This is a genomic window from Methanoplanus limicola DSM 2279 (genome assembly GCF_000243255.1).
In the GTDB taxonomy this organism is placed as follows: Archaea; Halobacteriota; Methanomicrobia; order Methanomicrobiales; family Methanomicrobiaceae; genus Methanoplanus; species Methanoplanus limicola.
The window spans coordinates 2,170,018-2,196,436 of the sequence record NZ_CM001436.1; the positions used below are offsets into that span (position 1 = coordinate 2,170,018).

Below are 26,419 nucleotides of genomic sequence, written 5' to 3' on the forward strand. Positions count from 1 at the left end.
ATACAAATTATACTTAATAAAGCCTGATCCTTTAATGCACCGGTATTTATTCCTGAAAAATTCCCTTTGTAAACTATATCTGATATAAGGACACATTATAGAAAATATGACCAATAGTAAGCCGGAAAATTGTCCGGGCGATAAACTTTTCAAATATTATCCGGAAGATTTCAGCGAGCCTGCCGTAGATGTAATTCATATGGACCTTGAATTTGACATCTATGATGACCATACCATAACAGATTCACAAATTCACCTGAAATCACCCAAAAATCCGGTGGAGAACTTAACCTTAAACGCAAAAAATCTTGAAATTAAGCTTGTCGAATCATCCGGACATGAACTGACATACGAATATGACACTGAAAAAAGCCTCCTTAATATCTCATTTAAAGATAAAATTCCGGCAGGAACAGAATTTACAGTCCATACCAGAAGCGTCTGCCGGCCAACCGCAAACATCCTTGAAGGCCTGTATTACGATGTAACACCAGATGGTGCACCGCCACAGCAGATAACCCAGTGCCAGCAGTGGGGATTTCAGAGAATAGTCCCCTGCATTGACGAGATGACCGCGAAATGCACATACACCACCACAATAAAAGCCGACGGGAGATACACAAATCTCATCAGCAACGGAGATATATCCGTGCCCCGGCATGACATCGGCAACGGGCGTGTATCAATCACCTATTCCAACGAAATTACGCCTATGGCGCCATATCTCTTCTTCCTGGGTGCCGGCACATATGACACATTCACCCGTGAATTTGAATATCCAAACGGCAAAAAGTTCAGTCTTGAACTGCTTGTTCCGCCCGGAAGCAGCAGAGAAGAGGCAGAAAGTGCCCTTGAGATCCTTGCAGACGGGATTATGTGGATGTATCTTTTCACCGGGCCGGAGCAGTATCGTGATACCGATATCCGTCAAAAAATGTACGAACTTGCAAAAGAGAGAGACAGGCTGAAATTTTCAGCCGGAAATCCGGATAAGACCGCCCATGTAAGAGAAGTGCTTGCAGAACTGTCCAAAACGATTCATCCGGGATACAGTTACACCGGCACAGTGTACCGTGAGATAGGCATGCAGAACTCTGACTTTGGCGGCATGGAGAATGTCGGAAATACGACCATTACAACAAACAGGATAATGCCCTTCTCACAGATTACAGACCCGGCATATGAATACCTGACCCGTGTTAAGGTGCATGAATTTTACCACAACTTAAACGGCTCTGAGGTCACAGGGCAGAGTCCCTTTGAGATCTGGCTCAATGAAGCAGTAACAGTTTTTATTGAGGATCAGTATCACGCCTTTAAATTCGGAGAAGATTACGCCCGGCTTCAGACTGTAATTGATCTTTTGGCCCCCGGAAACGGCACTATGGCATATGACCGGGGCACAGGTTCAATTCCAATTGAGCCTGACGGATTCAATGACCCAAATGACCTGATAACAGGTGTCACCTATGTCAAATCGCCGGAATTTGTAAGGATGATTGAGACACTTATGGGAAAGGAGGCTTTTGCCCGTGCACTTAACCGCTACCATACAGAGTTCAGCCACAGAAATGCGACAGGAAGAGACTGGCTGAAGGTAATGGAAGAGGAGTCCGGCCTTGACTTCTCAGTTATGGCAGGACAGTGGCTTAAGCAGACCGGATATCCGGAGATAAAGGTCTCTTCGGATTACAGCCCTAAAGAACGGCGGCTTGCTGTTAAGATAGAGCAGTCAGGCCAGAAGGAAACGGACATGTGGGAGTTTCCACTCTCCATTGTACCTGTCGGAGCGGCCGGCACTGATCTGGCAGACATAACGGTCAGAGTCAGGAACAGAACAGAAGAAATAGTCATTAATAATATTGATCAGCCACAGTTTATATCATACAGCAGGGGCTATGGCGTTTATGGTAAGGTCTTCACCGATACTCCGGCTGAAAAACTGATACTTCAGGCAGGAAATGACCGTGATGTAACAAATCGGTTTATCGCATTCTACAGGCTTTTAGACCTTGAAAAGATGCAGATCATTGAAAATCCCGGACATGAAATCTCAGGACACATATCTGATCTCTATATGGAATTTTTAAGGGATGATGAACTTATCCGGAAGACCGGCGGACTTTTACTGACAATTTTTGAGTCTGTTGATGACGAGTCATATGCCCACAATTACAGGCTTATGTATGATATTAAGCAGAAGATCTGCAGGGCTGTTGCTTCCCGGAATTATGATGAACTTGTCAGGATTTATCAGAAATACAGTTCTCAAATCTCTGCCGGCAACTCCGGGGGATCAGGCCCTGACAGCATTATTGCCGATATAAAGCCAAGGCAGGTTAAAAATACGGTGCTGAATCTCCTTTCATCCCTCGATCTGCCAAAAATTCATGATATGGCAAAGAAACAGTTTGAATATTCCACAAATGCCTCAGACAGGCTCACAGCATTTTCATTTTATTTAAACAGCAGTGCGGACGACAGAGCCGAAATGCTGAATAAATTCAGGTCAGAGTCGATGGCACACCCGGTGAGCCGGGAAGCCTTTTATGCGGCAGTTGCCGGATGCAGCAGGGACGATACAGCTGAACTTGTAAGGACACTGATGAACTCACCTGATTTCAACATTGAGCAGGCAAACGACCAGAGAGCTTTATTCGGGCGGTTTGCACAGAATAAGAAGATCTCACTTGAGACAGAAGCCGGCAGAGAACTCCTCTCAGAAATTCTGAAAACTCTCATTCCGGTAAACGAATACAGCAGTGTAAACATCCTCTCAGTATTCGGCAACCTTGACAGGATGGACAAGGAATATCAACCGCCCTGCGTCAGGCTCCTCCTTGAAGCATTAGATTCCGCAGATAAAGATAACACTCCGGCGGTGTACAACACAATAAGGCGTATTCTGATAAAATCCCCCGTAGCTGTTAAGAGTTATGAAAATTCAGACGGGGTTATGCCTGAGTGGCTTATAGGGAAATAATCAGGAACTAAATCATCTTTTTTTTGCGCAACATTCACCTAAAATTCCAGGAATCGATTCCTCATATAAGATCTGATCACGCCTGAGAATATTATCCAGAAAAGATGAAATTGTCAAAACATCTTTATTCAGACAGTAATTATTCTGTCCTATTTTGATATAACACAAACAAAATTCAGATTTCAGATTGTTAAGCAACTCAAAACCTTTACCCAGTTCAAATGTTGGGTACAGTTGTTCAAATTTATCTCTTTCAGGCCTATTAATACTTTGAATAAGATTTCTTGGAAGATAAAGATGTGAAAATTCATTCATGCTAATCTGTAGCAGCGAAGCGTATTTTGCAAGCGCAATATTATACTGAAAATAAAACCTGTAATAATCACCTTTTGTTATAACATATGAGGCATGTTCAAAGGAATCAATAAACTGATCTGTCAATTTATCGATAATTGTAACAGGATCAACCACCTCTGAATGCTGAGAACACAGAAATTCATCATTCAATATCCCGTGTTTGTCAATTAAAATAGAATCTCTATACTTCTTTATTTCAGAATATGGAAAATATTTAAACAATAATTTTTTATCTGAAGAAATTATTATATCAGTTTTTAAATTTATTTCTGAGTAATAGAGAATTATCTTATTTTTTTCAGGATTCAGAAGTAGATTAATTTGGTCACAAAATATTGCTTCAATATCATTTTTTATTCCTGGAATATCTTCTTCTCTGCCCACTATTAAAAACAGGTCAATGTCAGAATTATGGGAAAAATCTTTTTTTCCAAAAGATCCAAATGTAATTAAACCAAAAATATTCTCTGCATTAGACACATATCTATATATTTGATCTATAATATCATTGTGGAAAATCATAAGGTCACAGTAATAAATCAGTTATTTTTTTAGCAACATAATCTGGGTTCTCATTTTCAGCCGGCATTATTCTGCTAAAATAAAAATCATAAAAATGCCTCCTTAAAAAATCCCACCTAAGTTCAATGTTTGAGTATATACTTATTATCGACTCCTCAATATCACCCCATTGATATGGTGCCGGCACAGCATTTTTCCGTAATTTTGCTCTTTTATTACAGACTGATATTGGAGTATCAATCCAGAATACAGATATCTCGGCTCCAGACTGTAAAAGTGCATTATAAATATTTTCAGCATGAATTCCTGAGCCGGAAAACTCCAGAATTAAAGATTCCTTGTTATTGCATTTCTCAATAAATCTGTATTGTGCAAAATATTCACCCGAATACGAATTATCTATGTTTTCCAGCCTAAAATTATCAAGTGAATAATAAGGAAGTGATAATCTTTCAGAAAGAACATCTGAAATAGTAGTTTTCCCAGCTCCTAGTGTTCCTATAAGCAGAATTTTTTGCAGGGACATCACCTCCCATAAAATTTACAGACTCTGCATTCTCCACCTTTATTATGTTCCTCTACAATATCAGGATATTTTTTATGAAATCCTGCCCAGCCTCCATCCAGACAGACAATATTATTAATATTAAACATTGATTTTAACAATGCTCCAAAGATATAACTTCTTGTACTGCCCTCAGGCTCTTCCCCTTTAACCAGTGGCCCCTGGCTCACCATTATAAATTTTTTTAATGAATTATTCAGCGTTATTTTACTCAATTCCCTGAATTTATCTTTTTTAGTTAGATCAATGTAAAAATATGGAATATTAAATACAAAATTTATATTTTTATTGTACTTTAATGGCAAATGCCCTTCTCCCCACTCCTTTTCTGTTCTTACATCAATCACTATTATTTCTTCATTTGAATCAAGAATCTCCATCAGTTTATCGGGTGAAATATCCGGAATTTTAATAACTTCTTCTATTCTCTCTTTTTCACATAACAGGCAGTGACCGTTGTACCCAATCTGGTGTTTTCTGCAAAAATTTTTGACATCATGACCAAGATCCAGATGTGCTTTTATGTCACAGTCCGGACATAGTGCCTTATTGCAGTCCTCGCAGATCATGATATATGGTAAGTTATGCTCTTCACATACAAGCTGTTCATTCCTTGCAATTGTGAGAAGTTCATCCCATTTCAGATCATGTTTTTTCTCGAGTAATTTCCGGACATATCCATTGACACTTTTTGAATCGCTTTTTCCCATTGACCAGTCAATGACTTCTTTTGTATCATTATCTACTGCAATAGATGTTCTGCCCGGGGTTTTTCTTTTACGCATAATACTCACAGATAATTGTATTAAGTATTCAACATCAAAGCATATATCTGTTTTTGCATAAAATCGCATACAAAACAAAAATATTCAAAACAAAAATATTCAAAACAAAAATATTCAAAACACATATATGTGCTGAGGAAGAATCATTATTGTGGTTACAGAGGTTGCAAAAGATCAGAGCAAATCTGTCAGTGCAATAAGCTCTGCAATTACAAAAACCAGAGGAGGTGATAAATATAACAAAAAAGAGCAGCAGAATGACTTCTGCTGACGCAGGCAGAATTCAGGCACATGCAGACCGGAACAATACAAACCAGAGTTTTAAGGCAGCGGCACAGAGAGCAGCAGCAAAGAACAGCAAAAAATAGAGGAGATGATTATCATAACAAAAAAGAGCAGCAGAATAACTTCTGCTGACGCAGGCAGAATTCAGGCACATGCAGACCGGAATGGCACAAACCAAGGCTTTAAAGCAAGAGCACAGAAAGCAGCAGAAAAGAACAACAAAAAATAAAGGAAGTGATTATCATAACAAAAAAGAGCAGCAGAATGACTTCTGCTGACGCAAGCAGAATTCAGGCACATGCAGACCGGAACAATACAAACCAGAGTTTTAAGGCAGCAGCACAGAGAGCAGCAGCAAAGAACAGCAAAAATTAAACAAAATTAAAACCTATTTTTTGGCATTATAATGAGAAACATTTTAATTACAGGCGGAAATGGCTTCATTGGAACAAGCCTTTCAGAAAAACTGATTAACAGAAATATAAGAATTGTCTCTTTCGATATAAATCCTCCAAAAAATCAGGAACTTAAAAATCTAAACAATTTCACTTATATCAAAGGAGATATAAACAATAAATCAGATCTCAAAAAACTTTTTTCAGAGCATGAATTTACAGGAATAATACATCTTGCCTCAGTATCCCGCGTAATTGATGGTGAAAAAGATCCGGATTTATGCAGGAAAACCATTGTTCACGGCACAAAAAATCTGACTGATGAAATTGCATCATCCAGTAACCAACCCTTCATAATTTACGGAAGCAGCCGTGAAGTTTATGGAGAATCCCAGAGTCTTCCGGTTTTGGAATCCTCAGGATATAATCCGGTGAATGTTTACGGTGAAAGCAAAGCTGAAGCAGAGAAAATTATCAGAACTGCTTCAGAAAAACTGAAATTGAAATCAGTAATTCTCCGGTTTTCAAATGTGTACGGCAACCGATATGACATAAATGACAGAGTCATTCCAAGATTTATCCTTGGAGCGCTAAACAATAATATTCTGGAAATACACGGAGGCAGGCAGATATTTGACTTTACAAATATTGATGACACTGTTGCCGGAATAGAATGTACAATTCACCACCTGCTAAAGGAAGATATTCCCAAAGGGTATTGTGAAGATTTCCATATCACTACCGGAAATTCATGCTCATTGTACGATGTGGTCAATATAATCAGAAAAATTACCGGTAAAAATACCCAATATAAACTAACTCCGGAAAGAAGCTATGATGTCAACAGATTTGTTGGCAATCCACAAAAGGCCATAGATATACTGGGTTATAATCCTGAGACTGATCTTGAAACCGGAATAAAGAAAACAATTGATTCATACAGAGGTGAACTGAATTGAAGATATTAAAAGTAATACATGGCTACCCGCCCTACTACATGGCAGGTTCGGAGGTTTATACCTATAACCTCGTTAGAAAATTATCGGAAAAACATGAGATCTCTGTATTTACCAGAATAGAAAACGAATTTAAAGAACCATATAGTTATTATGATTCTGAAGAAGACGGCGTAAATATAAGACGTATAAACATACCACTTAGAGATTATTCATTATATCAAAAATACACAGATAAAAATACAGATAAATTGTTTGAAGAATACCTGACAGATGAAAAACCCGACATTGTCCACATCGGACACCTGTCACATCTCTCAACAAATATCGTCAGAATATCAAAAAAATACAATATTCCTGTTATTTATACCATACATGACTTCTGGCTCTTCTGCTTTGGGGGTCAGCTGATGACACCAGATCTAAAATCATGTCCGGGCAGGAATTTTAAAAACTGCTTTAAATGCCTTGATAAAAAGTTCAGAGGTTCTGAGAGTAAAGAATCCTTAGAGCAGTATTTCAGTCACATGAATGAAATTATTGATCTCATTGACATCTTTATTGCTCCTTCCAGCCACGTAAAAAACTGGTTTGAAGAAGCAGGTGTACCTTCTGGAAAAATAATTCATGAACGATATGGCTTTGAAAAATTCCGGATAAAAAAACAGGAAAAAGAATTCAGCAACGAATCAGAGATCATTTTTGGATATACCGGCAGAGTGATTCCTGTGAAAGGGATAGATAAACTGATAAATATCTTTGCTTTACCCGAACTAAAGGATACAGAACTTAAAATATTTGGCAATACAGGATCAGCAGATCTATTTTTGAGCAGTAATTCTGAAAGTAATATAAGTTTTAACGGTTCTTACCACAACAATGAAATCTCAGATATTCTGGAAAAGATCGATGTATTAATTGCACCTTCAATGTGGTATGAAGTTTCTCCACTCGTAATTCAGGAAGCACAGATTGCAGGAGTACCGGTAATAACAACAGATTACGGTGGAATGGCAGAGCTTGTTGATGATCGGATAAACGGATTTAAATTTCCTGTAAATGACTGGAATTCCCTGAAGAGTCTGATTATTGAAATCAAAAATAATCCTTTGATGTTAAATACACTAAAATATGCCGGAAAAAGTGTAATTGACATAAAAGAGCATGCAGACAAAGTGAGCAGGATATATGAAACGGTGATCGCAAATGCAGACAAATAATAAATGTTCTCCCTGGAGAATTACCTTTGAGACAAATCCCGGAATATGCAACCTAAACTGCATAATGTGTGAACAGCACAGCCCATATAACAAAATAAAAGAGAAAAAGGGGACACTTCCAATAGAGTGCATAACAGATATCATCAGAAAAGCTTCTAAACACGGACTGAAAGAGATAATCCCCAGTACTATGGGAGAACCGCTGTTATATTCCGATTTTTTAAAGATCATTGAATGCATTAAAGGTCTTCCGGTAAAAATTAATCTTACAACAAACGGAACATTTCCAGTTTATGGTGCAGACAGATGGGGAGAACTCATTCTTCCATATTCCACCGACACTAAAATTTCAGTTAATGGTGCTTCTGCAAAAACTGCCGAGTCAATAATGAAAGGGCTGAATTTCAGACAGCAACAAAAAAACATCAGTCAATACATTCACCAGAGAGATATAGTCAGAAATTCCGGAATAAACGCTCCGTCAGTTACCATCCAGACAACCTATATGGCTGCAAATCTGACTGAAATTCCCGACATTCTTAAATCTGCTATTGAGATGGATGCTGACCGTTTCAAAGGTCACCATATGTGGATTACACATGAAAACCTGAAAGATCAGTCCTTAAGAAATGATCCCAAACTGATCAGCAGATGGAATGAAACTGTTGATCTGCTGCACAACATAGCAGAAAATTTACCCCGTCCTTCAGGTGATCGCATCAGACTTGAGAATGTTTTCAGGCTTAATGATGAAGGAAAACCGTTACAGGACGAAAATAACGGATTTATGTGCCCTTTTGTGGGCAATGAGGCATGGATTCAGAGTGACGGATCATTTAGTCCCTGCTGTGCACCAAAATCAATCAGAGATAACTTTGGTCATTTCGGGAATGTTTTTGAAAGTGATTTTATTGAGATCTGGAACAGCAAAAAGTATCAGGAATTCAGAAATTATGCCGGCAATTCCGGTTATTGCAATGATTGCAATATGAAAATTCCATTAATATCTGGGGAAAAACAGAAATGAACATTTTAAAAGGAAAAGATGAAAAAATAATCAATAATATATCAGTATCATTTGATGAAAAATATCACATTTTAAATGAAAGCCCATTATATTCCAAGAAATTTGATCATGTGATGAGTTTTCACAAACCCGGACTGGCCGCGGTAAAAGACAGTTCTGGCAGCTATCACATAGATATAAAAGGAAATGCAGCCTATAAAAGAGTTTTTTTAAGCACATTCGGATTTTACAATGAGATTGCTGCTGTAAGTGATGAAAGTGGTTTTTTCCATATAAGACCTGATGGATCTGATCTCCATAACTCCCGTTATGCATGGAGTGGTAATTTCCAGGAAGATAGATGTGTAGTCCGGGATTTTTCAGGAGATTATTTTCATATAGATAACAAAGGCAATAAACCATACTCTGAGAAATATGCCTATGTTGGTGATTACAAATATGGTATTGCATGCGTATATGATTATAATGGACTTGCCACACATATCGATCTGAATGGCCATCTCATTCATGGAAAAATGTTTGAAGAATGCTCCCCTTTCCATAAAGGTCATTCTGTTGTAAAAGAGAAATTCGGTTATTTTCATATTGACAAATATGGAAATGAACTATATAGTGAGAGATTTTTATGGATTGAATCATATTATAACGGAGTTGCACTTTGTAGAACAAAAGACGGCAGATTATGTAGATTAAGTGATAAAGGTGAATTAACAGCAATTTATGAGGGAAAATAATGTCGGAAAATAAGATTATTAAATCCATTGAAAATAATCTGACAGATTTCTCAGATGTTTCTTCAGTAGCAATGATAATAAGGCATGCTGAAAGAGGCATAATCCCGGAAAATGAAAGCGGTTTTCATGTGAACCTTACTGATAAAGGTGAAAATGATTCCATTAAATTCGGAGAAGAGGTTAACAAAATCCTTAGAAAATCAGGATTTGATCTGGATATATATACCAGTCCGGTACCAAGATGTCTGAATACTGCTGAAAATATTATTAAAGGTACAGATAGAGAAATATTATATAAAATATCTTCTTATCTTGGGGATCCCGGAGTTTACATATCCGATGACACTATTGCAGGTGAAGCCTTCCTGAACAGAAATGCTTCTGATGTTATAGATGAATATCTAAAAAAAGGAGAAATGAAGGGATTTCATAAACCTGAAGAAGCAGGCAACAGATTATTATCCTTAATTAGCAAATCACTGAATAACCAGAATAATTTTACAGTCCATATATCACATGATGCTATAATAGCACCATTTGTGCATCATCTGGTGGGTAATAACTCCGGAATTATAATCTGGCCGGATTTTCTTGAAGGAATGATATTCATAAGAAAGAATAATGAAATTACCTGCTGCTTTGATAACAGAATATTCAAAATTTCAGAGGTTTAGCTATGCTTACTGTAGGAATTTACGGCATACCTGACACATCCGGATTTTCCGGATCTCCGGCATACAGCCACGATCATTCCCTTACTCTTATGAGGGAGGGCAGAGTACTGTCATATATTCAGCTTGAAAGATATACTCAAAAAAAGCATGATAACCGGCTTTGTGACTATATTGAAGAAATACTCAGTGATCTTCTCTCCCTTCATTTAAGAGCAGATGAACCCTTAAGATTTGTTATGGCAAATTCCTTTTTAGGGGATTCGTTCATATCTTCCGGCGGAAATCTGCGTATTGAACCTAAAAAAATATTAAAAATAGAAGAGATCATTGCTCCTGCAAGGTGCAGTTTTTTCCCGGACGGACTTGAGAAAAAAGAATGTGAAGCATATATAATCTGCCATGAATTTGCACACATTGCTTCAGTCCTTCCTTTTTACAGAGATTTCCCAAACAACTCCCTTTTAGTTCATCTGGATGGCGGAGCTTCAGTCTCAAACTGTTCTGTCTGGCATTATGATAAAGGCAAAATCAGGCTCCTTGACCATTCATGGGACAAACTTAAAAAATATGTCAACAATTTTAATGCGAATCCACTTGTAAGATTTATTCTGAACCATGAACCCTCAGATCATCTGGCAATTCCTGGAAAACTGATGGGCTATAGTTCATATGGAAATGACAATGAGTACGTCAGGAAATGGCTTATTGAAAATAATTTCTTTCTGGATTTTACTGGTGAAAAAGAAGAACTCTTAGCTACAATAAATAATAAATTCAAAACAAAATTTAAGACTTATGACTTGGATAAACAATTTTTTAAAGATGTTGCCTTTGCGATTCAAAGAGAATTTGAAGAGAAAGTGATAGATTATCTCTCTGTCTGGCAGGAGAAATGTTCTGCTGAAAATCTTGTATATTCAGGTGGAAGTGCTCTGAACATAATTTTGAACTCTAAAATTCAGCGATCAGGCAGATTCAAAAAGATCTGCATTCCACCTGCTGTGAGTGACTGCGGCCTTTCGCTTGGGGCAGCCAGTTATCTGGAATGGAGAGAACATGGAAGTATTAAAAAACATAGTCCTTTCCTGAATAATTATCCTGACAATTCAAAAGATAATAAACCGTTTTTAAATCCACAGGAGATCGGCGATCTTATTTATCAGAATAAAGTAATTGGACTTTTCATTGGAAATAGTGAAACCGGCCCAAGAGCACTCGGTCACAGGAGTATTATTGGAAGACCGGATAATTATGAGCTTAGAATTAAAATCAGTGAATCAATAAAAGGACGGGAATGGTACCGCCCTGTTGCTCCGGTAATGACTGAAAAAATTGCTAAAAAGGTACTTGTTGAAGATATCAAAGAGGATAATCTATGTAGGTTTATGCTTGGAGCCTATAATGTAAAAGAAGGTTACCAGGATAAATTGTCAGGTGTAATTCATGCGGACAATACAGTTCGTGCCCAGATAATATACAAAAATGATTCTGATACAGAATTATTATACAGAATTCTTGAATATCTGGAACAGAAATATGAAATATTTGCCCTGATCAACACGTCATTTAATATCAGGGGCAGACCTATTATTCAGAGACCTGAAGATGCTCCCTCACTTGCAGAAAAAATGGGGCTTGATGGAATCATAATTAATGGAAATACATATATATTACACAACACATACTTAAAATCTGAATTTAAACCTCAAAAATAAGATTGTGCTGACAGCAGAAGAATTACAACAAATTCCAACCCAAATATTAGACTATTTTACTGTTGTCAGATTAGTTTTTCTGCTTTACCATTCGTCACTTCAGGACATGGGGCAACTGCTTCATGAATATTATCAATTTTAGCAGTTTATCCGGCCACGATTTCATGCAGACATCGTACAGCAAAATGAGAGTATATTAAAAAGAACAGTGATGTCAGAAAAAAAGAATTTGGGTTTTGTATTTATTTATGCAACGTGGATGTATTTTGCAACGAGTTCTGCTATAGCTTCATCGTTACCGTAGAGTTTCTCAGAAAGTCCCTTGTCTTTGTATGCCTTGAGCATCTCGATTCTTGCGTCAATCATGTTTGCCGGGAAGATATCGTTCTCCTCGAATACTGCACGCTTCTCAGCAAGAACATCTGCTGATTCTTCGCATGAAACAGGGAGCTGCTTGAGCTGTGCAAGGCGTTCCGCATTTTCAGGTGCAAAGATGTTTACATTAACGTAGAGATCATCTGCCCTCTCGACACCGTCTTTCATGTTAAGTCCGTGGAGTGAACCTACGATAAGACTTGCAACAAGGAGATATGGGTCTGCTGATCCGTCACCGACACGGTATTCAAAGGTCTGCTTTGATGGTCTGTCAAGTGAAATTGTAACATCGCCCGGATTTGCGTCCAGTGTCATGCTCTTGTCTACATTCCATCCAAGTGGTACACGGATAACAACTGAGCGGTTGCGGTCTCCCCAGCAGATATTTGTTGGTGCTTCCTGGTGTGGAACGAGGCGGAGGTATGATGTTGGAACTGTGTTTCCAAATGCAGTAATTGCATCACCAATGTCAAGGACACCTGCAATCATCTTCTTTGCTGTTGTGCTCAGAACACCATTCTCAACGAGGAGGTTTTTGCCGTCCTTCTCTGCGAGCATGTGAATGTGAAGACCTGAACCTGCCTTTCCGACTGTGATCTTTGGTGCAAAGCTGATCTCAACGCCGTATCTGTATCCGAGCATCCTGACCATCCACTTTGCGATGATGAGTGATTCGACTGCCTGCTCTGCCGGCATTGGAAGGAACTCAATCTCGTGCTGCTCATTGTATACTTCGCCCTGAGTAAAGCATCCTACTTCAGAGTGGCCGTACTTGATCTTTCCGCCTGCCTGTGCAATGAGCTTCATTGCTTCGACACGGAGTTCTTCGTATTTTACAAACGGCTCAACGGAGTGATATCCCTTCTGGTCAACAGGTGGGAAGACATCTTCTTTGTCACCGATTACGTAGTACTCAAGTTCTGCAAGGCACTTGAAGGTTGCACCGGTCTGCTTTGTAAATTCAGCGTCTGCCTTCTTAAGGATTGTCTCTGCTGAGGATTCAAGTGGCTTTCCTTCATTGTCATAGTATGAACAGAGTATCTCAAGTGTAGGGATTTCTGTGAATGGATTTACGAAAGCTGTCCTGTAGCGTGGAATTACGTACAGGTCACTGCTCTCTGCTCCGACAAATGAGAAGAGACTGCTTCCGTCAACCCTCTCTCCGTCTGTGAGGATTGTATCAAGGTATTCCTTTGATGAGATAACAAAGTTCAGCATCTTAAGTTTGCCGTCTCCACCCTCATAGCGGAAGTTAACCATCTCAATACCTTTTGCCTCACAGAAGGCAACAATATCGTCTTTTGTAAATTCTGAAGGGGATTTCTTCAGAAACTGAACGAGTTCGTTCGGGTTCATTGCAACTTCATTGATTGTCATGTTCCAATAAAGGTTAGTTATAATCTATATAAGAATAGTCGTAATTGAATCAACGATATTTAGAACAATATAGGAAGCTATATTAACAATAGAAAGAAGAGCGCATCCACCAGAAGATCTGAATAGCATTCAGCCCCATAAAAGAGAGATTATGTCAAAAAAGAGCAAAATATAAGATATTTTTAAACTTATACAAATCCGGCCAAACCGCACAGGCAGATATATAGTATATATTAATTCCCCCAATTATCCCGGAAATTCCGGTTTTATTAAATGAAAAATCAAAACTGAAAATCAGCATATTTTAATCCCGGGAAAATAAAAAATATGAATGAACTCACATGGATATTAAATCAGAAGATTCAGCAGAAGTTACATCCGGCTTTGAAATTGATAACCCTGCAGACATCACCATTCGCCCGATAGGAATAGTAAAAAACAATTGTCTAAAACCCCCTCTTGTAGCCGGTAAAGACGGACTTAAATTAAACGGCGAATATGAAGAGACAATAGAGAAGTTTCACTCTGTCAGAGAGGATATATCTGAAATTATACTCAAAGAAGAGTATGCCGGACTTTTAGAAGATATAGAGGATTATTCACATATTGTAATTTTATACTGGGGACATGAGATAACTGAAGAAGGACGCAGCCTTAAAAAGGTACACCCGATGGGCGTTGAGACAAACCCGCTCACAGGACTGTTCTGCACGTGCAGCCCGGCCCGCCCAAATCCTGTCCTGACAAAGGTAGTCCGCCTCCTGGAAGTAAAGGGGAATGTCCTGAAGGTATCCGGACTGGACGCCATTGACAAAAGCCCTGTAATTGACATAAAACCATATGTCATTGAATTCTACCCAAGGGACGATGTCAGAATTCCGGACTGGATGAAAGTTATCGTTGAAAACTACGAAGAGTAATAACCATTCCGTCAGGAATGTGGAAATGTTATTGTCCGGAAGAATAATATGGCATCTCCGGATTCTTTTTTTTTAAACATAACGCCCTGAAAAGTCATTCATGAGTAACAGCCCACAGATAGAGGATGGAATACAGAATTCTTCACAGGGGAAAAGAGGAATTAATCAGCCGGTCAATCAGCCAGTCTGTGGAAATGACAATTTAAAAATCTATATCCTGAATCAGATAAAACAAATAAGCATCCTGATGATAAACCGGAAATTTTTACCCGTATTATGCGTCCTTTCAGCAGGAGCACTCTTCGCAGCCGGAACTCCGCTTGCAAAACTGCTCCTGAATGATATGCAGCCATTAACCCTTGCATCCGTCCTCTATCTCGGCAGTGCTGCCGGTCTTTTGATTTTTTATCTGTTTTCAAGGTTTTTAGCCGGAAAAAGAGGCAAAAATAAGAGGCATACAAGAGAGGCACCGCTTACAAAGGAAGACCTCCCCTGGCTTGCAGGTTCGGTCTTTTTTGGATCAATCCTCTCAACAGTCCTTTTAATGATAAGTCTGCCTCATGTCCCGGCAGTGACCGCTTCAATGCTTCTTAGTTTTGAGGCAGTAGCCGGGACAGCAATCGCAGCGACTATATTTCATGAACCTGTCGGAAAAAGAGTATGGGCGGCCCTTGGACTTATAACACTTGCATGCCTTCTGCTTACGTACACCCCCGGAGCAGAAACCGGCCTATCACTTGGTGCACTGGGGGTTATCCTGACCTGCACATGCTGGGGTATTGACTGCAATCTGGGGCGTAAAATATCATCAAAGGACCCCGTCTCAATAGTCCTTGCAAAAGGTCTTGGGGCAGGAATAGTCCTCTTCATCCTTGCAGAGATAACAGGCTCAGACTTCCCTCCGCTGCCGGAGATGATTCCGGCAATGATTGTTGGTTTCTTCTCATTTGGCGGGCTTATGGTCACCCTTTACTTCTACGGACTTCGGGGTCTCGGATCTGCCAGGGCCGGATCAATATTCGGAATGAACCCGGCATTCGGAGTAATATTTTCATTTATCATCTTTCAGGATATTCCCGGAGCCATGTTCTTTCTTGTACTGCCGCTTGTTGCACTCGGACTTTATCTTCTTGCAACCGAGAACCATTCCCACATACATACCCATCCGGCTGAGAGCCATGAGCACCGGCATTCCCATGACGACCTTCACCATGACCATGAGCACAGTCCTGGCAGTCCTCCGGTGGACAAAAACGGCCATCACTCACATATCCACACCCATGAGGAATTCTCACATGAACACCCGCACAGACCTGATATTCACCACCGGCACAGGCATGAGTGAAACAGGCAGTTGACGTTATTAAATTACTTACGGGCAAATCAAAATTACCGATAGCATAATAATGGTTGCAAATAAACAGAGAAATGAATAATTCAAATGATTATTTCAGGCAAATGAGCCAGATTATAAAAAGGAGGATTAAACCTGAATTCCTATCAATCAAAACAATCTGATTCCGGCCCTATAAATAGCCAGACATTCAATCCCGGATTCATCAATGAGATAACAGACACCGGATTATATCCGGAGTTAAGAAGCGCCCTCCTTAAAATTATAGACGAATTAAATATTAAGTCCGGAGATAAGGTAACTAAAACTGTTATAGCAGCTGAATCATCAAAAAGCTGTAAAGATTTCAGGTTATTAGCTGAAAAATCATTTGATGAACTAAATAAGCGCTTAGAAGTCAGATTCCCCGGAAAAGACGGACTCATAGAATATCTGAATGAAAATAAGGAATTATACCTCCCTCTGGTATTTGCAGCAGTAGCCTCCGTGAAGGAATTTGGTAAAAATTCACAGGTTTCAGTAGAACTTTACAGAGACCCTGAGATATACGACAGATACATCGCCATTTATGTCAGGCAATATTCATATGATGATGATATTATGGACAGGATTGACAGGATATGCAATGAATATGAAAAATACATTGCTGATACCGGAGGCTGGATGATAATTACAACAGATTTTAAACCTCCGGCTGACCGAATATGACATTTTTCTGGCCTGACATTCTCCTCATCGTTAAATTCCTTCAGGAGAATAAAGGTAAGCTCCCAAAAGAAGCAGCTGACAGAACAATAATCAGCAGATCGTATTATGCTGCCTTTTCGCATGTAAAATATTATGCAGGAGATAATCTGGATTTCAGGCCAAATAATAACCCGGAAGATCATCTGCTCATACGTTCATTCCTTAGGTCCAAAGGTGAATATAAACTTGCAAGGAAACTCCAGGATCTTCGCGGATGGAGAAATAATGCTGACTATGATGACCCCGCATATACAGTAAATGAAAATAATGTCAAAATGTCCATAAAATATGCAGAGGATATCATTGAAGCATTCAAATAAACCATCAAACTCCAAATTATTCTTACATCATCCGGATGTTAGTCCGGTTCAGCCGGAAATCTGCCGAAAATATCCGGAAAATAAATTAAAGCCTTAAACATTAAGATGTATGTAATATCCGGGATATTTGTCCGGGAACAGACGAAAGGAAATTAATTATGAGAAAAATATCAGAGAAAAAACTCATCGCCGGAATTATCATTCTGGCTGTAATATTTATGGCCGTAACTTTTGCATTTATTCTGCCAAAAAATCCGGTTTACAACCCGGAAGTCAGTGACACCCCGAATCCCGGAGATGGAAAAGATATGCAGACGGCATCCGGGGAAAAGCCTGATTTAAATACTCTCAGAATTCTTGCAACTCCGGATATACACAGCCACATATTCCCGATGAGTGATAATGATACAGGGACACGAATCGGACGCATTGCTGCACTTGCAGATACGCTTGGAGAAGAAGATGACAATACGCTCTATCTCTTTGCAGGCGATCTCGGAGAGGGCAGTTTTTATCATATGTATTCCGGAATTCCGGAAGTTAAATCATACTCAATGGCGGGTGTTGACGCTGCTGTGCCCGGAAACCATGCCTTTGATTTCTCAACCGGAAATTTTAAGCAGTGGGTAACAAATGCCTCATATCCTGTCGTCTGTGCAAACCTCGATTTCACAGATCCGGAACTGAACCAGTCTGTAAAGGACTATACAGTCCTTAATGCCGGAGGGATGAAGGTAGGCGTATTCGGTATAATTACACCTCAGCTTGATAAGATAGTGAAACTCGGCGATGATGTAATTCTGTACAGGAATACCACAGAGATGGGTAATCTGGCAGTAAAATCACTGAAGAACGAAGGTGTGGATATAATTATTGCCCTCACACACCAGGAGAAGGATGAAGAACTCCCATTTGCAGAGTATGTGTCCGGAATTGACCTTATCATAGGAGGGCATGACCATCTGGTCTGGAATGAGACAGTAACTTCACCGGATGGCAGAAATACTCTGATTGTCCATTCCGGAAAATATGGTGAAGAGCTGGACACTGTGGATCTCACAGTCGGGGACGGAGATGTTATTGACAGTTCAATCGGGCGTTATCAGATTACGGAGGATATGCCTGATGACGATGCCATCACATCTTATGTAATGTCATATTATGAAAACTACACAGAGAGCCTCTCCAAACCTATAGGGTACACAACCGTGCCTCTTGACTTACGGCAATCTGCTCTTAGAACAGGTGAGACAAATGCCGGAGATCTCGTTGCTGATTCAATACGGAAAAATGTTCCCGGAGTCGATGTCGCACTGATAAATTCAGGAGCGATAAGGGGTGACTGCATCATACCTGCCGGAGAGATAACATACCTGACTGTCAGTAAAATTCTCCCTTATGAAAATATAATCGTCAAAATTGAGATGACAGGTGAGGAGATTAAGGATACCCTTGAGAGATCAGCCTCTGCAATAATTGTTGACGGTGACAACTGCCCTGGTGAGTACAGACTGCCATCCGGAGGTTTTTTGCAGGTTTCGGGGATAAATTTTGAGATAAATACAGAGGCAGAGACTTTCTGCTTAGATTATGATGCAGATTCATCTCCTGCTAACCAGGCTGGTTCTGATTCAGAAACAAAATCTGCAACCATTAAGTGTGCAGGCATGCGGATCGAAAACCTGTCACTGGTGACAGAATCAGGCATTGTGCCCCTTGATCCTTCTAAAACCTACACTGTTGCCGTAAATGATTATATCTCCGGCGGAGGGGACGGATATACCAATCTGGAGGCAATCCCTGAAAGCCGGAAGTATAATACCGAGATTAACCTGGAAAATCTTCTGACTGATGATATTGTCAAAAACTCACCGATAACACCAGGTACTGACAGAAGGATCAAAGTCCTGCGGTGATATTTTTCAAAAACTCTCGCTTTTTTTTACCGGAATAAAGAATTATAACACCGAATATTGGCATAAATAATATTTTTAAACTGCCATGCCGGAGATGAAGCAAAGATAAATGAACCCTGAAATATAACAATAGTTAATGATCTCCCGGATAAGGATTAAAAACTTTAAGAGTATTAAAGAAACGGAGATAAATCCGGATGCCGTAAATATAATAATTGGTTCAAATAACTCTGGAAAATCAAATCTTCTTGAAGCTCTGGAGTATTATTCACGTTCACTTACAGTACCTCTAAGTGAATTGTTTGGCCCAAGGCCCTTTTCATTCCCGGATGTATTCCATAAAGGTTCAGACATCAAAACAGAAGGCCTTGAGATTGACCTGGCATTCAGGAAATTTACAGAAAATACAAAAATATCAGATAAAGAGTCAGAAGTTACCCATTCATACCGGATAGATTCAGTTTACAATTCCAAAGGCTATCCAAAATTCATACCGGTTGTGAAATATGAAGAGATAATCTCACAATATTACAATAAAATTGTTGAAAATCAGGACCAGATCCTAATGAGAGAACTGGGACAGAAAAGAGAGCTGAAACCGGAATTTATTGATATGTATTATGCCTGCCGGGCAATACGAAAGTTCCAGTTTGTTCCTAAGGAGATTAAAAAGGAACGTGAAATAGATCCTCTTGAATCAAACGTGCCTTTCCTTAAATATAACGGGGAAAACCTTGTCAATGTCCTTTTTACAATGAGGGACAGGGATCCGGAAGCATTCAGGATAATAACAGATGATTTTAAAGATATATTTCCTGATGTCACCGGTTTCTCCTTCACACACCTTGGCGATTACCGGTATGCCATAGAATTTACAAGGAAAATCAACGGCAGTAGCTGGGATTTTATGTCACCACAGATATCAGACGGATTTGTAATCTCGCTTGCTATTCTGACGCTCATTCATATGAATAATTCAAACAGGATTGTTCTCATTGAAGAGATAGAAAACGGACTGAATCCCTTTACACTTGGAAAAATTCTCAATAAAATTATTTTTAACTCTAAAAGGTATGGTACACAGTTCTTCATAACAACACATTCACCAGTGATTCTTGACAGTCTGAGTGATTTTCCGGAACTGATCTTTGTCTGTGAACAGAAAAACGGCAAATCAGAATATATTCCATTAACTGAAAAATTAAATATATTCAGGGGAGATTATATTCCGGGAGAATCACTTGTTGAACTGTGGCTGGAAGGTATTATTGGGGGACTTTAATGACAAAATCAGATAATAAACCAATATTATTTCATCTGATTACCGAAGGTTCAACAGACAGAAAAATTCTTTCTGCAATTATCAGTAAAATTCTTGCCGGCAGATCTCACGATTTTATAGAGATGAGTTCTACTCAAAAGGGAAAGAGAGGCAGACAGGCTATAATCAACAGACCGGATTACTTCTTTAAATTCCTTCACCACGGATTTAACGGAAAGGCAGATGTTTTTGTTATCTGTGTGGATAATGATAATGACAAAGAGGCAGACGGTATTGGCAATGATGTCAAAAGTAAGATTATGGAATTATATAAAGTATTCATAAAAAACAATCCCTGGTATTCGGAAGAATCAGGATATATAAATCCATGTCTTGTATGTGCAGTGCCGGTTAAAACAATGGACTACTGGATGATGGCATTAACCATGAAATTTGAAGAATGCCACAGAATCAATACAGATTTAAACAAAATTTCTTTGACCATAATTAAAGAGAAAGCCTATGGAGAAAAGTATGTATATAAAAGAAAATTTGTTGATGACGCTGCAATAAATAAGAAGACTGATGATATTAAAAAAACTGAATCCATAAATAAATTACGATGCCTGCCCTCATTTCAGGATTTTGAAGAACAACTCCTATACTGCACAGAATAATCATCCACACACCTTCCTTTATGGTTATACGTTGGGAAAAAAAGTTCCCGGCATATAACCATCGATGACTACGAAAAAACCTGAAGTGATCATTGCATATATAATATTGAACAATCAATATATTCGTGATATGTGCTTTCTGCGGAATAAATGTTGTTCATTCCTGCCAATATGGGATATGAACAGCCACATCCGGAAAAAGTATAAGTAAATTTAAAAATTTGTTTAAAATTTGTTTAAAAATTGAACCTTTATTTTGGGTTTAAAAATTTGGTTTAAAATTTGAACCTTCATTTTTGGTTTAAAAATTTGGTTTAAAATTTGAACCTTAATTAAATCAATCAGACGCAACAGGTAAAGATCCGGATTTACATACAAGAGAAGGCCATCCTGAGAGTTAGGGGGGACAGGGAACGGCGAAAAAATAATAATCCGGATTAAGAGAGATTCAGAATGATCTGAAATCCCGGATAATTTATCCGGACATGCAGGATATGATACATTGATCGAATTTAAAAACCTTACCAAAACCTACAACGGAATAAATGCCGTTGACAACCTCTCACTAACAATTGAAAACGGGGAGATATTCGGACTCTTAGGCCCTAACGGTGCCGGTAAGAGTACAACTATTTTAATGCTCTGCGGCCTTATTCAGCCGACATCAGGAGAATGCTTAATCGACGGGACTGAGGTCTCAAAAAACCCGGTGGAAGTCAAGAGAAATATCGGGTATATGCCGGAAGATGTCGGATTTTACCAGAATCTGACAGCGGAGCAGAACCTTTCTTTCTTTGCAAAACTCTATGACATGAATAAGGAACTACGCGATAAGAAGATACCGGAACTTCTTGAACTCGTAGGCCTTGAAGGAGTTGAAAAGACTGTCGGCGGATATTCAAAGGGAATGAGGCAGAGGCTTGGAATTGCCAAAGCCCTGATTAATGACCCGTCAGTGGTGATACTTGACGAGCCGACTGCAAACCTTGACCCGCAGGGAGTTTCAGACTACAGAAAGATTATCAGGCAGATCTCTGACTCTGAAAAGACAGTTCTGGTCTCGTCACATATACTGTCAGAAGTGAGCAAGGTCTGCTCTGATGTCGGAATAATGCAGAAAGGACGGCTTGTACACCGCGGTTCGTGGCAGGAACTCTCCGGCAGCCTGAACATCTGCGGACTTGAGAGCATTATAATCAACCTTGAGGCAGAGTCTGAGATTCCGGAACTTGCGATATCAGATATTACCGGTACTGAGATATCGGCAGACGGCAGGAGAGCAGTAATTACTGCAAAATCAGATGTCCGGTCCGAAATTTCACGTGTTCTTAACCGGAATAATGTGCTGATAAAAGAACTCTGCATCGATCAGACAACACTTGAGGACGCAGTCCTCTCCTACTATAACCTGGAGGCTGCAAATTGAAGTCAAACGGCCTCTTTGCAATCTCCGAGAAGGAATTTCAGGACCATATCTACAGCAGAAAATTCCTGCTCTTCCTCGGAATCATCCTTGCCGTAACCATCATCGGCATGGCATCAGGTTCAATACAGTATAATGAACAGATTGAACAGTATAACGAGAATCAGGCTGAGATCGGAGATGAGATCAGCTGGGGCATGTTTAAGCCGTCTGTGATGACAATCTTCTCCGGTGTCGGGACACTCCTTGCATCCCTTGGTGCAATCCTTGGTATTGCGATGGGTTTTGACCTGATAACTAAGGAGAAAGAGAGCAAATCGCTTAAAATTCTTCTCTCGCACCCGATATTCCGGGACGAGGTGATAAACGGAAAGGCGATAGGCGGAATTATCGCCCTTGTTGCTGCACTTGCGGTCACGTTTTTAATTGCATTTGCGACAATGCTCATCTTCTCAATCGTTCCTTCAGGCAGTGAGATTCTGCTTCTGGTTCTCTTTGGGTTTGCTGCATTCCTGATGATTTTTTCATACTTTGCAATATCACTCTTTATGTCCACAGTTTCAAAGGACAGTGGCAGTTCACTCGTATATACTCTGATAATCTTTGTATTCCTCTCAAGCCTTCTGCCGGTCTTTGTCTGGGGACCTACGATGGATCTCATCACCGGCCCTCCGCCTGAATTCCCCGAAGATGCAATGATGGAGATGAGAGCGGTTGCGGTTGATACGGTTGTCGTCTCAGCGTCCTCAGACGGCGAAGTATCCGGTTATAAGGACCCATATGAGGATAATGAAGTTTTCCGGCAGTACCAGGAGGAGATGCGGAATTACTGGGACAAACGCCAGATGATATCAGACTTTATCAACCTGCTCTCACCGACGAACAACTTCCAGTATATAACCAGTTATCTGACATACCCACAGGTTTTTGCACAAAGAGACATGTATAATTCCGCAATTATGCCGGGAGAGATGCAAGAACCTGAAGAACCCGGATTCATGGACATTATAGGCGGCATCTGGGTAAATCTGTTATCGCTGATTGTAATTCCGGTGGCGTTCTTCTCAGCAGCATATATAAAATTCATGAGGCTTGATGTGAGATGATGACTGAAAATAAATTCCTGAGGATATTTAAACTATCCATAATTTTCCTGCTTATATCATCGGTATTTATGCCAACCGTTGTATCGGCAGATTCGGGGCAGAATGTGGAACTGTCCTGTACATACCCCGGAAAGATTGTCGAGGCCGGAGAGACTCTCAAATTTGAATTAAATATTAAGAATAATGAGGGCACTTACTCAAAAAAACTGGATTATGACACCTTTAAGGGAGAAGAAGGCTGGAAATTCAGGTTCTATTCCGGAGATTTTGAGATTGACAGGGTTGCCTTAACTGAAGGGCAGTCGATCACTGTCACTTTTGAGATAGATACGGATGGCGATACTGCGGTTGGCACATATCCGGTAAGGGTCAGGATTGACGATGCACGGATGTGGCTCTATGTCATTATTGACAGGACCCATGCAGGTGAGTCCGGTGTATTAAAGGCCGTTGTTGTAAATGACCAGGATGAGAAGATTAAAGGTGCAAAAATAGGTGTTTTCCGGGAAAATACCGATGCTGAAGTTACATCTGTCTATACGTCTGCTGATGGTGAAGTAAGAACTGAGGTGGAACAGGGAGAATATTACCTGAAGATTGAATGCAGCGGGTACAGCACCAAAACAAAGGACGAAATCTCGATAAATTCCGGATATACAACCGATGCCGGAACAATAATGCTTGAGAAGAAGAATTTCGGTCTCAATATTGATGTCAAGTCTCCGGTTGTGACAGCTTCTGTCGGTGATAAGCCATTGTTTGAACTTAAGCTTTCAAATGTCGGTAAGAGTGATGATCTCTTTGAGCTTGGAGGAGAGGGCCTTCCTGACGGGTGGTACTTCAGGTATAAGGAGAATAAGGACTCCGGTGCGGGCGTGTCCAGGATATTTATAGAATCAGGTGCTGAAAAGACGGTGTACCTTGAGGTAATTCCGCCATACTCTGCCGGCAAGGGTGACTATGAATTCCAGGCACTGGTCACCTCGTCTGATGGTGAGTACAGGGAAGATCTTGAGGCCAAGATATCAGGAAATATAGGTATGTCTGTATTTTCAGATAAATACCGATATGAGCTGACAAAGGGAGATTCGGTCGATGTTCCGGTCAGGATTGAAAACACAGGCTCCGGGGAATCACTAACCAATGTTCATATTGAGGTGTCGGCTCCTGAAGGGTGGAATGTAAAGTCTGTGCCTGAAACTATTCCGTCAATTGGTCCGGGCGAACGCAAAACGGTTAATCTGAAGGTTATACCTCCGGCAAGCATTGCTGCTTCGGAGTATAAGATTACAGTAAAGGTTGTGTCAGATCAGGAGGAGGAGAGCGATGATATCAGGATTATTGTAAATGAGAGTTCTTTAATCGGGATCTTTGGAATTCTTCTGTTAGTCTGTGCTGCCGGAGGGGTTTATTACTTCTTCAGGAAGTATGAGAGGAGATGAAAAGCCCTGAATGGGTGATTATCTCTTAAAAAATATCTTTTTTTTTGTGTGAACCGGAATTATGAGTAATCCGGGTATTGGATAATTTATATACTCCGGTCAGTTTGCAGTCTTTTCTGCGTAGACTACCGGAATTATGCAGTATATCTCTTTGTAATCTTTTGGCCTGTACGTAAGGATAAAATCCTGCGGCAGGTTGTCATTCAGGTACTGTGGTTCTGAATCTATATATTCTTCCCCGGAATTTAAGTACAGCCTGACTTTAACAGAGATGTTTTTTGGAATCCGGAAATTCTTATCCAGGTCTGCATTCACCCTGAATGTAATTTTTTCGCCATTTCTGATGATTAGGTCGCATAAACCCAGCTGGTCTTCTGCCGGTTTTACAGGATATGGGTCAGGATGATTTTCTGTATCAGGGCTGGAGTCGAGGCATCCATCAAGGTGGAATGTTTTCTTACTGTCATAATTAAGGATGGTATAATTATCCATCTGCCGGCAGTTGCTGAAGATGCTGATATGATAGTTTTTAGCTGAGAGATCAATTCCTGAACCGTCAAGTGTGAGTTTTGGAGAGTTCAGATCTTCCGGAGTCGTCCCTGATGAGTAGTAGATCATCAGTTTATCGGATAATTTTTCTTCACCGTCTGCACGATATTGTATCAGGTTAATGGTGATATTTCCGTTGATCAATCTGATATAACCGTCTGTGATGTCGAGAATTTTTATTTTGTCGCCGGCATCCGGAACTCTCATCTCAGGGTTGGTGCCGGATGGAATTTCAGGATGTTTTAGCCGGATTTTTTTTGAATCTGACCTGTCCGATAAATACCCTTCCGGTGATGTTCTGTAACAGTATTCTCTACTGCTTATTCTGTGTATGTAATCCCTGCTCTCTGCGGCATAGCCGTATTCACGGCTGTATGCTTCACAGCCGCAGGTTTTCTCTCTGCCGGATTGATATTTGTATGCTTCACAGCCGCAGGTTTTCTCTCTGCCGGATTGATATTTGTATGCTTCACAACTGCAGGTTTCATCTCTTCCGGATTCTTCATTATCCTTAAAATATGAGAGAGGTATTACTGCAAAAATCAGTACCAGCAGGCATAATGTCTGCTTTAATCTATTACATGACTGTAGTGATCTATTTCCCAAATGTAATCTTAACAATATAATGCACCCCCAAAATGCATTTTATAATTTGTTTTTTTAGATGTCCTGTTGATTTTGTCTTTGGTTATGGATATCAATATTATATCTGATTATTAATATTATTTCAGGAT

At 39.8% G+C, this 26,419-nt stretch carries 24 protein-coding genes; 19 read left to right on the top strand and 5 right to left on the bottom strand.

Annotated features, from left to right (window positions below):
* Window positions 1-106 precede the first annotated feature (106 nt).
* Window positions 107-2,983: a M1 family metallopeptidase gene (locus METLIM_RS10305; RefSeq protein WP_004078391.1), complete on the top strand. Its 2,877-nt coding sequence runs from the start codon at window positions 107-109 to the stop codon at window positions 2,981-2,983.
* A 12-nt stretch (window positions 2,984-2,995) separates the two neighbouring features.
* Here METLIM_RS10305 and METLIM_RS10310 read toward each other — a convergent pair whose 3' ends face one another.
* The 3 genes from METLIM_RS10310 to METLIM_RS10320 are packed head-to-tail and all read right to left on the bottom strand — an operon-like array spanning window position 2,996 to window position 5,212.
* Window positions 2,996-3,862, bottom strand: a complete 867-nt coding sequence (locus METLIM_RS10310) for a nucleotidyltransferase domain-containing protein (RefSeq protein ID WP_004078392.1) — start codon at window positions 3,860-3,862, stop codon at window positions 2,996-2,998.
* Window positions 3,863-3,866: 4 nt separating this feature from the next.
* Window positions 3,867-4,388 (bottom strand): shikimate kinase, encoded by a 522-nt coding sequence (locus METLIM_RS10315; protein WP_004078393.1) that lies wholly within the window; start codon window positions 4,386-4,388, stop codon window positions 3,867-3,869.
* On the bottom strand, window positions 4,388-5,212 hold the full coding sequence (locus tag METLIM_RS10320) for a B-box zinc finger protein (RefSeq protein WP_048145874.1): 825 nt from the start codon (window positions 5,210-5,212) through the stop codon (window positions 4,388-4,390). Before METLIM_RS10320 ends, METLIM_RS10315 begins: the two co-directional genes overlap by 1 nt.
* Before the next feature lie 227 nt (window positions 5,213-5,439).
* Here METLIM_RS10320 and METLIM_RS16645 point away from each other — a divergent pair, with 227 nt between their 5' ends.
* The 8 genes from METLIM_RS16645 to METLIM_RS10345 all read left to right on the top strand — a co-directional run bounded on the left by METLIM_RS16645 (window position 5,440) and on the right by METLIM_RS10345 (window position 12,218).
* A complete protein-coding gene (locus METLIM_RS16645; RefSeq protein ID WP_157202286.1) occupies window positions 5,440-5,580 on the top strand; it encodes a hypothetical protein in 141 nt (46 codons plus the stop codon).
* Window positions 5,581-5,585: 5 nt separating this feature from the next.
* Window positions 5,586-5,726, top strand: coding sequence for a hypothetical protein (locus METLIM_RS16650; protein WP_157202287.1), 141 nt, complete (start codon window positions 5,586-5,588; stop codon window positions 5,724-5,726).
* A gap of 177 nt (window positions 5,727-5,903) precedes the next feature.
* Window positions 5,904-6,851 carry an NAD-dependent epimerase/dehydratase family protein gene (locus METLIM_RS10325; protein WP_004078397.1) on the top strand — a complete coding sequence of 316 codons (948 nt, stop codon included), beginning with the start codon at window positions 5,904-5,906 and terminating at the stop codon, window positions 6,849-6,851.
* On the top strand, window positions 6,848-8,068 hold the full coding sequence (locus METLIM_RS15680) for a glycosyltransferase family 4 protein (protein ID WP_004078398.1): 1,221 nt from the start codon (window positions 6,848-6,850) through the stop codon (window positions 8,066-8,068). Before METLIM_RS10325 ends, METLIM_RS15680 begins: the two co-directional genes overlap by 4 nt.
* On the top strand, window positions 8,055-9,095 hold the full coding sequence (locus METLIM_RS15685) for a radical SAM protein (RefSeq protein ID WP_004078399.1): 1,041 nt from the start codon (window positions 8,055-8,057) through the stop codon (window positions 9,093-9,095). The genes METLIM_RS15680 and METLIM_RS15685 overlap by 14 nt, the downstream gene beginning before the upstream one ends.
* Entirely contained in the window at window positions 9,092-9,829 is a 738-nt protein-coding gene (locus METLIM_RS10335; RefSeq protein WP_004078400.1) for a hypothetical protein, read from the top strand. Before METLIM_RS15685 ends, METLIM_RS10335 begins: the two co-directional genes overlap by 4 nt.
* Window positions 9,829-10,503 carry a histidine phosphatase family protein gene (locus tag METLIM_RS10340; RefSeq protein ID WP_004078401.1) on the top strand — a complete coding sequence of 225 codons (675 nt, stop codon included), beginning with the start codon at window positions 9,829-9,831 and terminating at the stop codon, window positions 10,501-10,503. The genes METLIM_RS10335 and METLIM_RS10340 overlap by 1 nt, the downstream gene beginning before the upstream one ends.
* A 2-nt stretch (window positions 10,504-10,505) precedes the next feature.
* Window positions 10,506-12,218 (top strand): carbamoyltransferase C-terminal domain-containing protein, encoded by a 1,713-nt coding sequence (locus tag METLIM_RS10345; RefSeq protein WP_004078402.1) that lies wholly within the window; start codon window positions 10,506-10,508, stop codon window positions 12,216-12,218.
* A gap of 246 nt (window positions 12,219-12,464) precedes the next feature.
* Here the strand turns inward: METLIM_RS10345 and METLIM_RS10350 are convergent, their stop codons facing one another.
* Window positions 12,465-13,970, bottom strand: coding sequence for a glutamine synthetase family protein (locus METLIM_RS10350; protein ID WP_004078403.1), 1,506 nt, complete (start codon window positions 13,968-13,970; stop codon window positions 12,465-12,467).
* A gap of 341 nt (window positions 13,971-14,311) precedes the next feature.
* Between METLIM_RS10350 and tsaA the strand changes: the two genes are divergently transcribed.
* The 10 genes from tsaA to METLIM_RS10400 all read left to right on the top strand — a co-directional run bounded on the left by tsaA (window position 14,312) and on the right by METLIM_RS10400 (window position 25,136).
* Entirely contained in the window at window positions 14,312-14,890 is a 579-nt protein-coding gene (tsaA, locus tag METLIM_RS10355) for a tRNA (N6-threonylcarbamoyladenosine(37)-N6)-methyltransferase TrmO (RefSeq protein ID WP_004078404.1), read from the top strand.
* Window positions 14,891-14,990: 100 nt separating this feature from the next.
* Window positions 14,991-16,235, top strand: a complete 1,245-nt coding sequence (locus tag METLIM_RS10360; protein WP_004078405.1) for a DMT family transporter — start codon at window positions 14,991-14,993, stop codon at window positions 16,233-16,235.
* 495 nt (window positions 16,236-16,730) lie between these two features.
* Window positions 16,731-16,952 carry a hypothetical protein gene (locus tag METLIM_RS10365; protein WP_004078406.1) on the top strand — a complete coding sequence of 74 codons (222 nt, stop codon included), beginning with the start codon at window positions 16,731-16,733 and terminating at the stop codon, window positions 16,950-16,952.
* A complete protein-coding gene (locus METLIM_RS10370; protein WP_004078407.1) occupies window positions 16,949-17,311 on the top strand; it encodes a HEPN domain-containing protein in 363 nt (120 codons plus the stop codon). Before METLIM_RS10365 ends, METLIM_RS10370 begins: the two co-directional genes overlap by 4 nt.
* Before the next feature lie 158 nt (window positions 17,312-17,469).
* Window positions 17,470-19,227 (top strand): bifunctional metallophosphatase/5'-nucleotidase, encoded by a 1,758-nt coding sequence (locus METLIM_RS10375; protein WP_004078408.1) that lies wholly within the window; start codon window positions 17,470-17,472, stop codon window positions 19,225-19,227.
* A 136-nt stretch (window positions 19,228-19,363) separates the two neighbouring features.
* Entirely contained in the window at window positions 19,364-20,509 is a 1,146-nt protein-coding gene (locus tag METLIM_RS10380) for an AAA family ATPase (protein WP_004078409.1), read from the top strand.
* On the top strand, window positions 20,509-21,165 hold the full coding sequence (locus tag METLIM_RS10385; RefSeq protein WP_004078410.1) for a hypothetical protein: 657 nt from the start codon (window positions 20,509-20,511) through the stop codon (window positions 21,163-21,165). The genes METLIM_RS10380 and METLIM_RS10385 overlap by 1 nt, the downstream gene beginning before the upstream one ends.
* Before the next feature lie 502 nt (window positions 21,166-21,667).
* On the top strand, window positions 21,668-22,591 hold the full coding sequence (locus METLIM_RS10390; RefSeq protein ID WP_004078411.1) for an ABC transporter ATP-binding protein: 924 nt from the start codon (window positions 21,668-21,670) through the stop codon (window positions 22,589-22,591).
* Complete coding sequence (locus METLIM_RS10395) at window positions 22,588-23,694, top strand: ABC transporter permease (protein ID WP_004078412.1); 1,107 nt, start codon at window positions 22,588-22,590, stop codon at window positions 23,692-23,694. The genes METLIM_RS10390 and METLIM_RS10395 overlap by 4 nt, the downstream gene beginning before the upstream one ends.
* Window positions 23,691-25,136: an NEW3 domain-containing protein gene (locus METLIM_RS10400; protein WP_004078413.1), complete on the top strand. Its 1,446-nt coding sequence runs from the start codon at window positions 23,691-23,693 to the stop codon at window positions 25,134-25,136. The genes METLIM_RS10395 and METLIM_RS10400 overlap by 4 nt, the downstream gene beginning before the upstream one ends.
* A gap of 99 nt (window positions 25,137-25,235) precedes the next feature.
* Here METLIM_RS10400 and METLIM_RS10405 read toward each other — a convergent pair whose 3' ends face one another.
* The gene (locus tag METLIM_RS10405) at window positions 25,236-26,291 is read right to left on the bottom strand and encodes a hypothetical protein (RefSeq protein WP_048145878.1); all 1,056 of its coding nucleotides are present in this window, start codon (window positions 26,289-26,291) and stop codon (window positions 25,236-25,238) included.
* Window positions 26,292-26,419 lie beyond the last annotated feature (128 nt).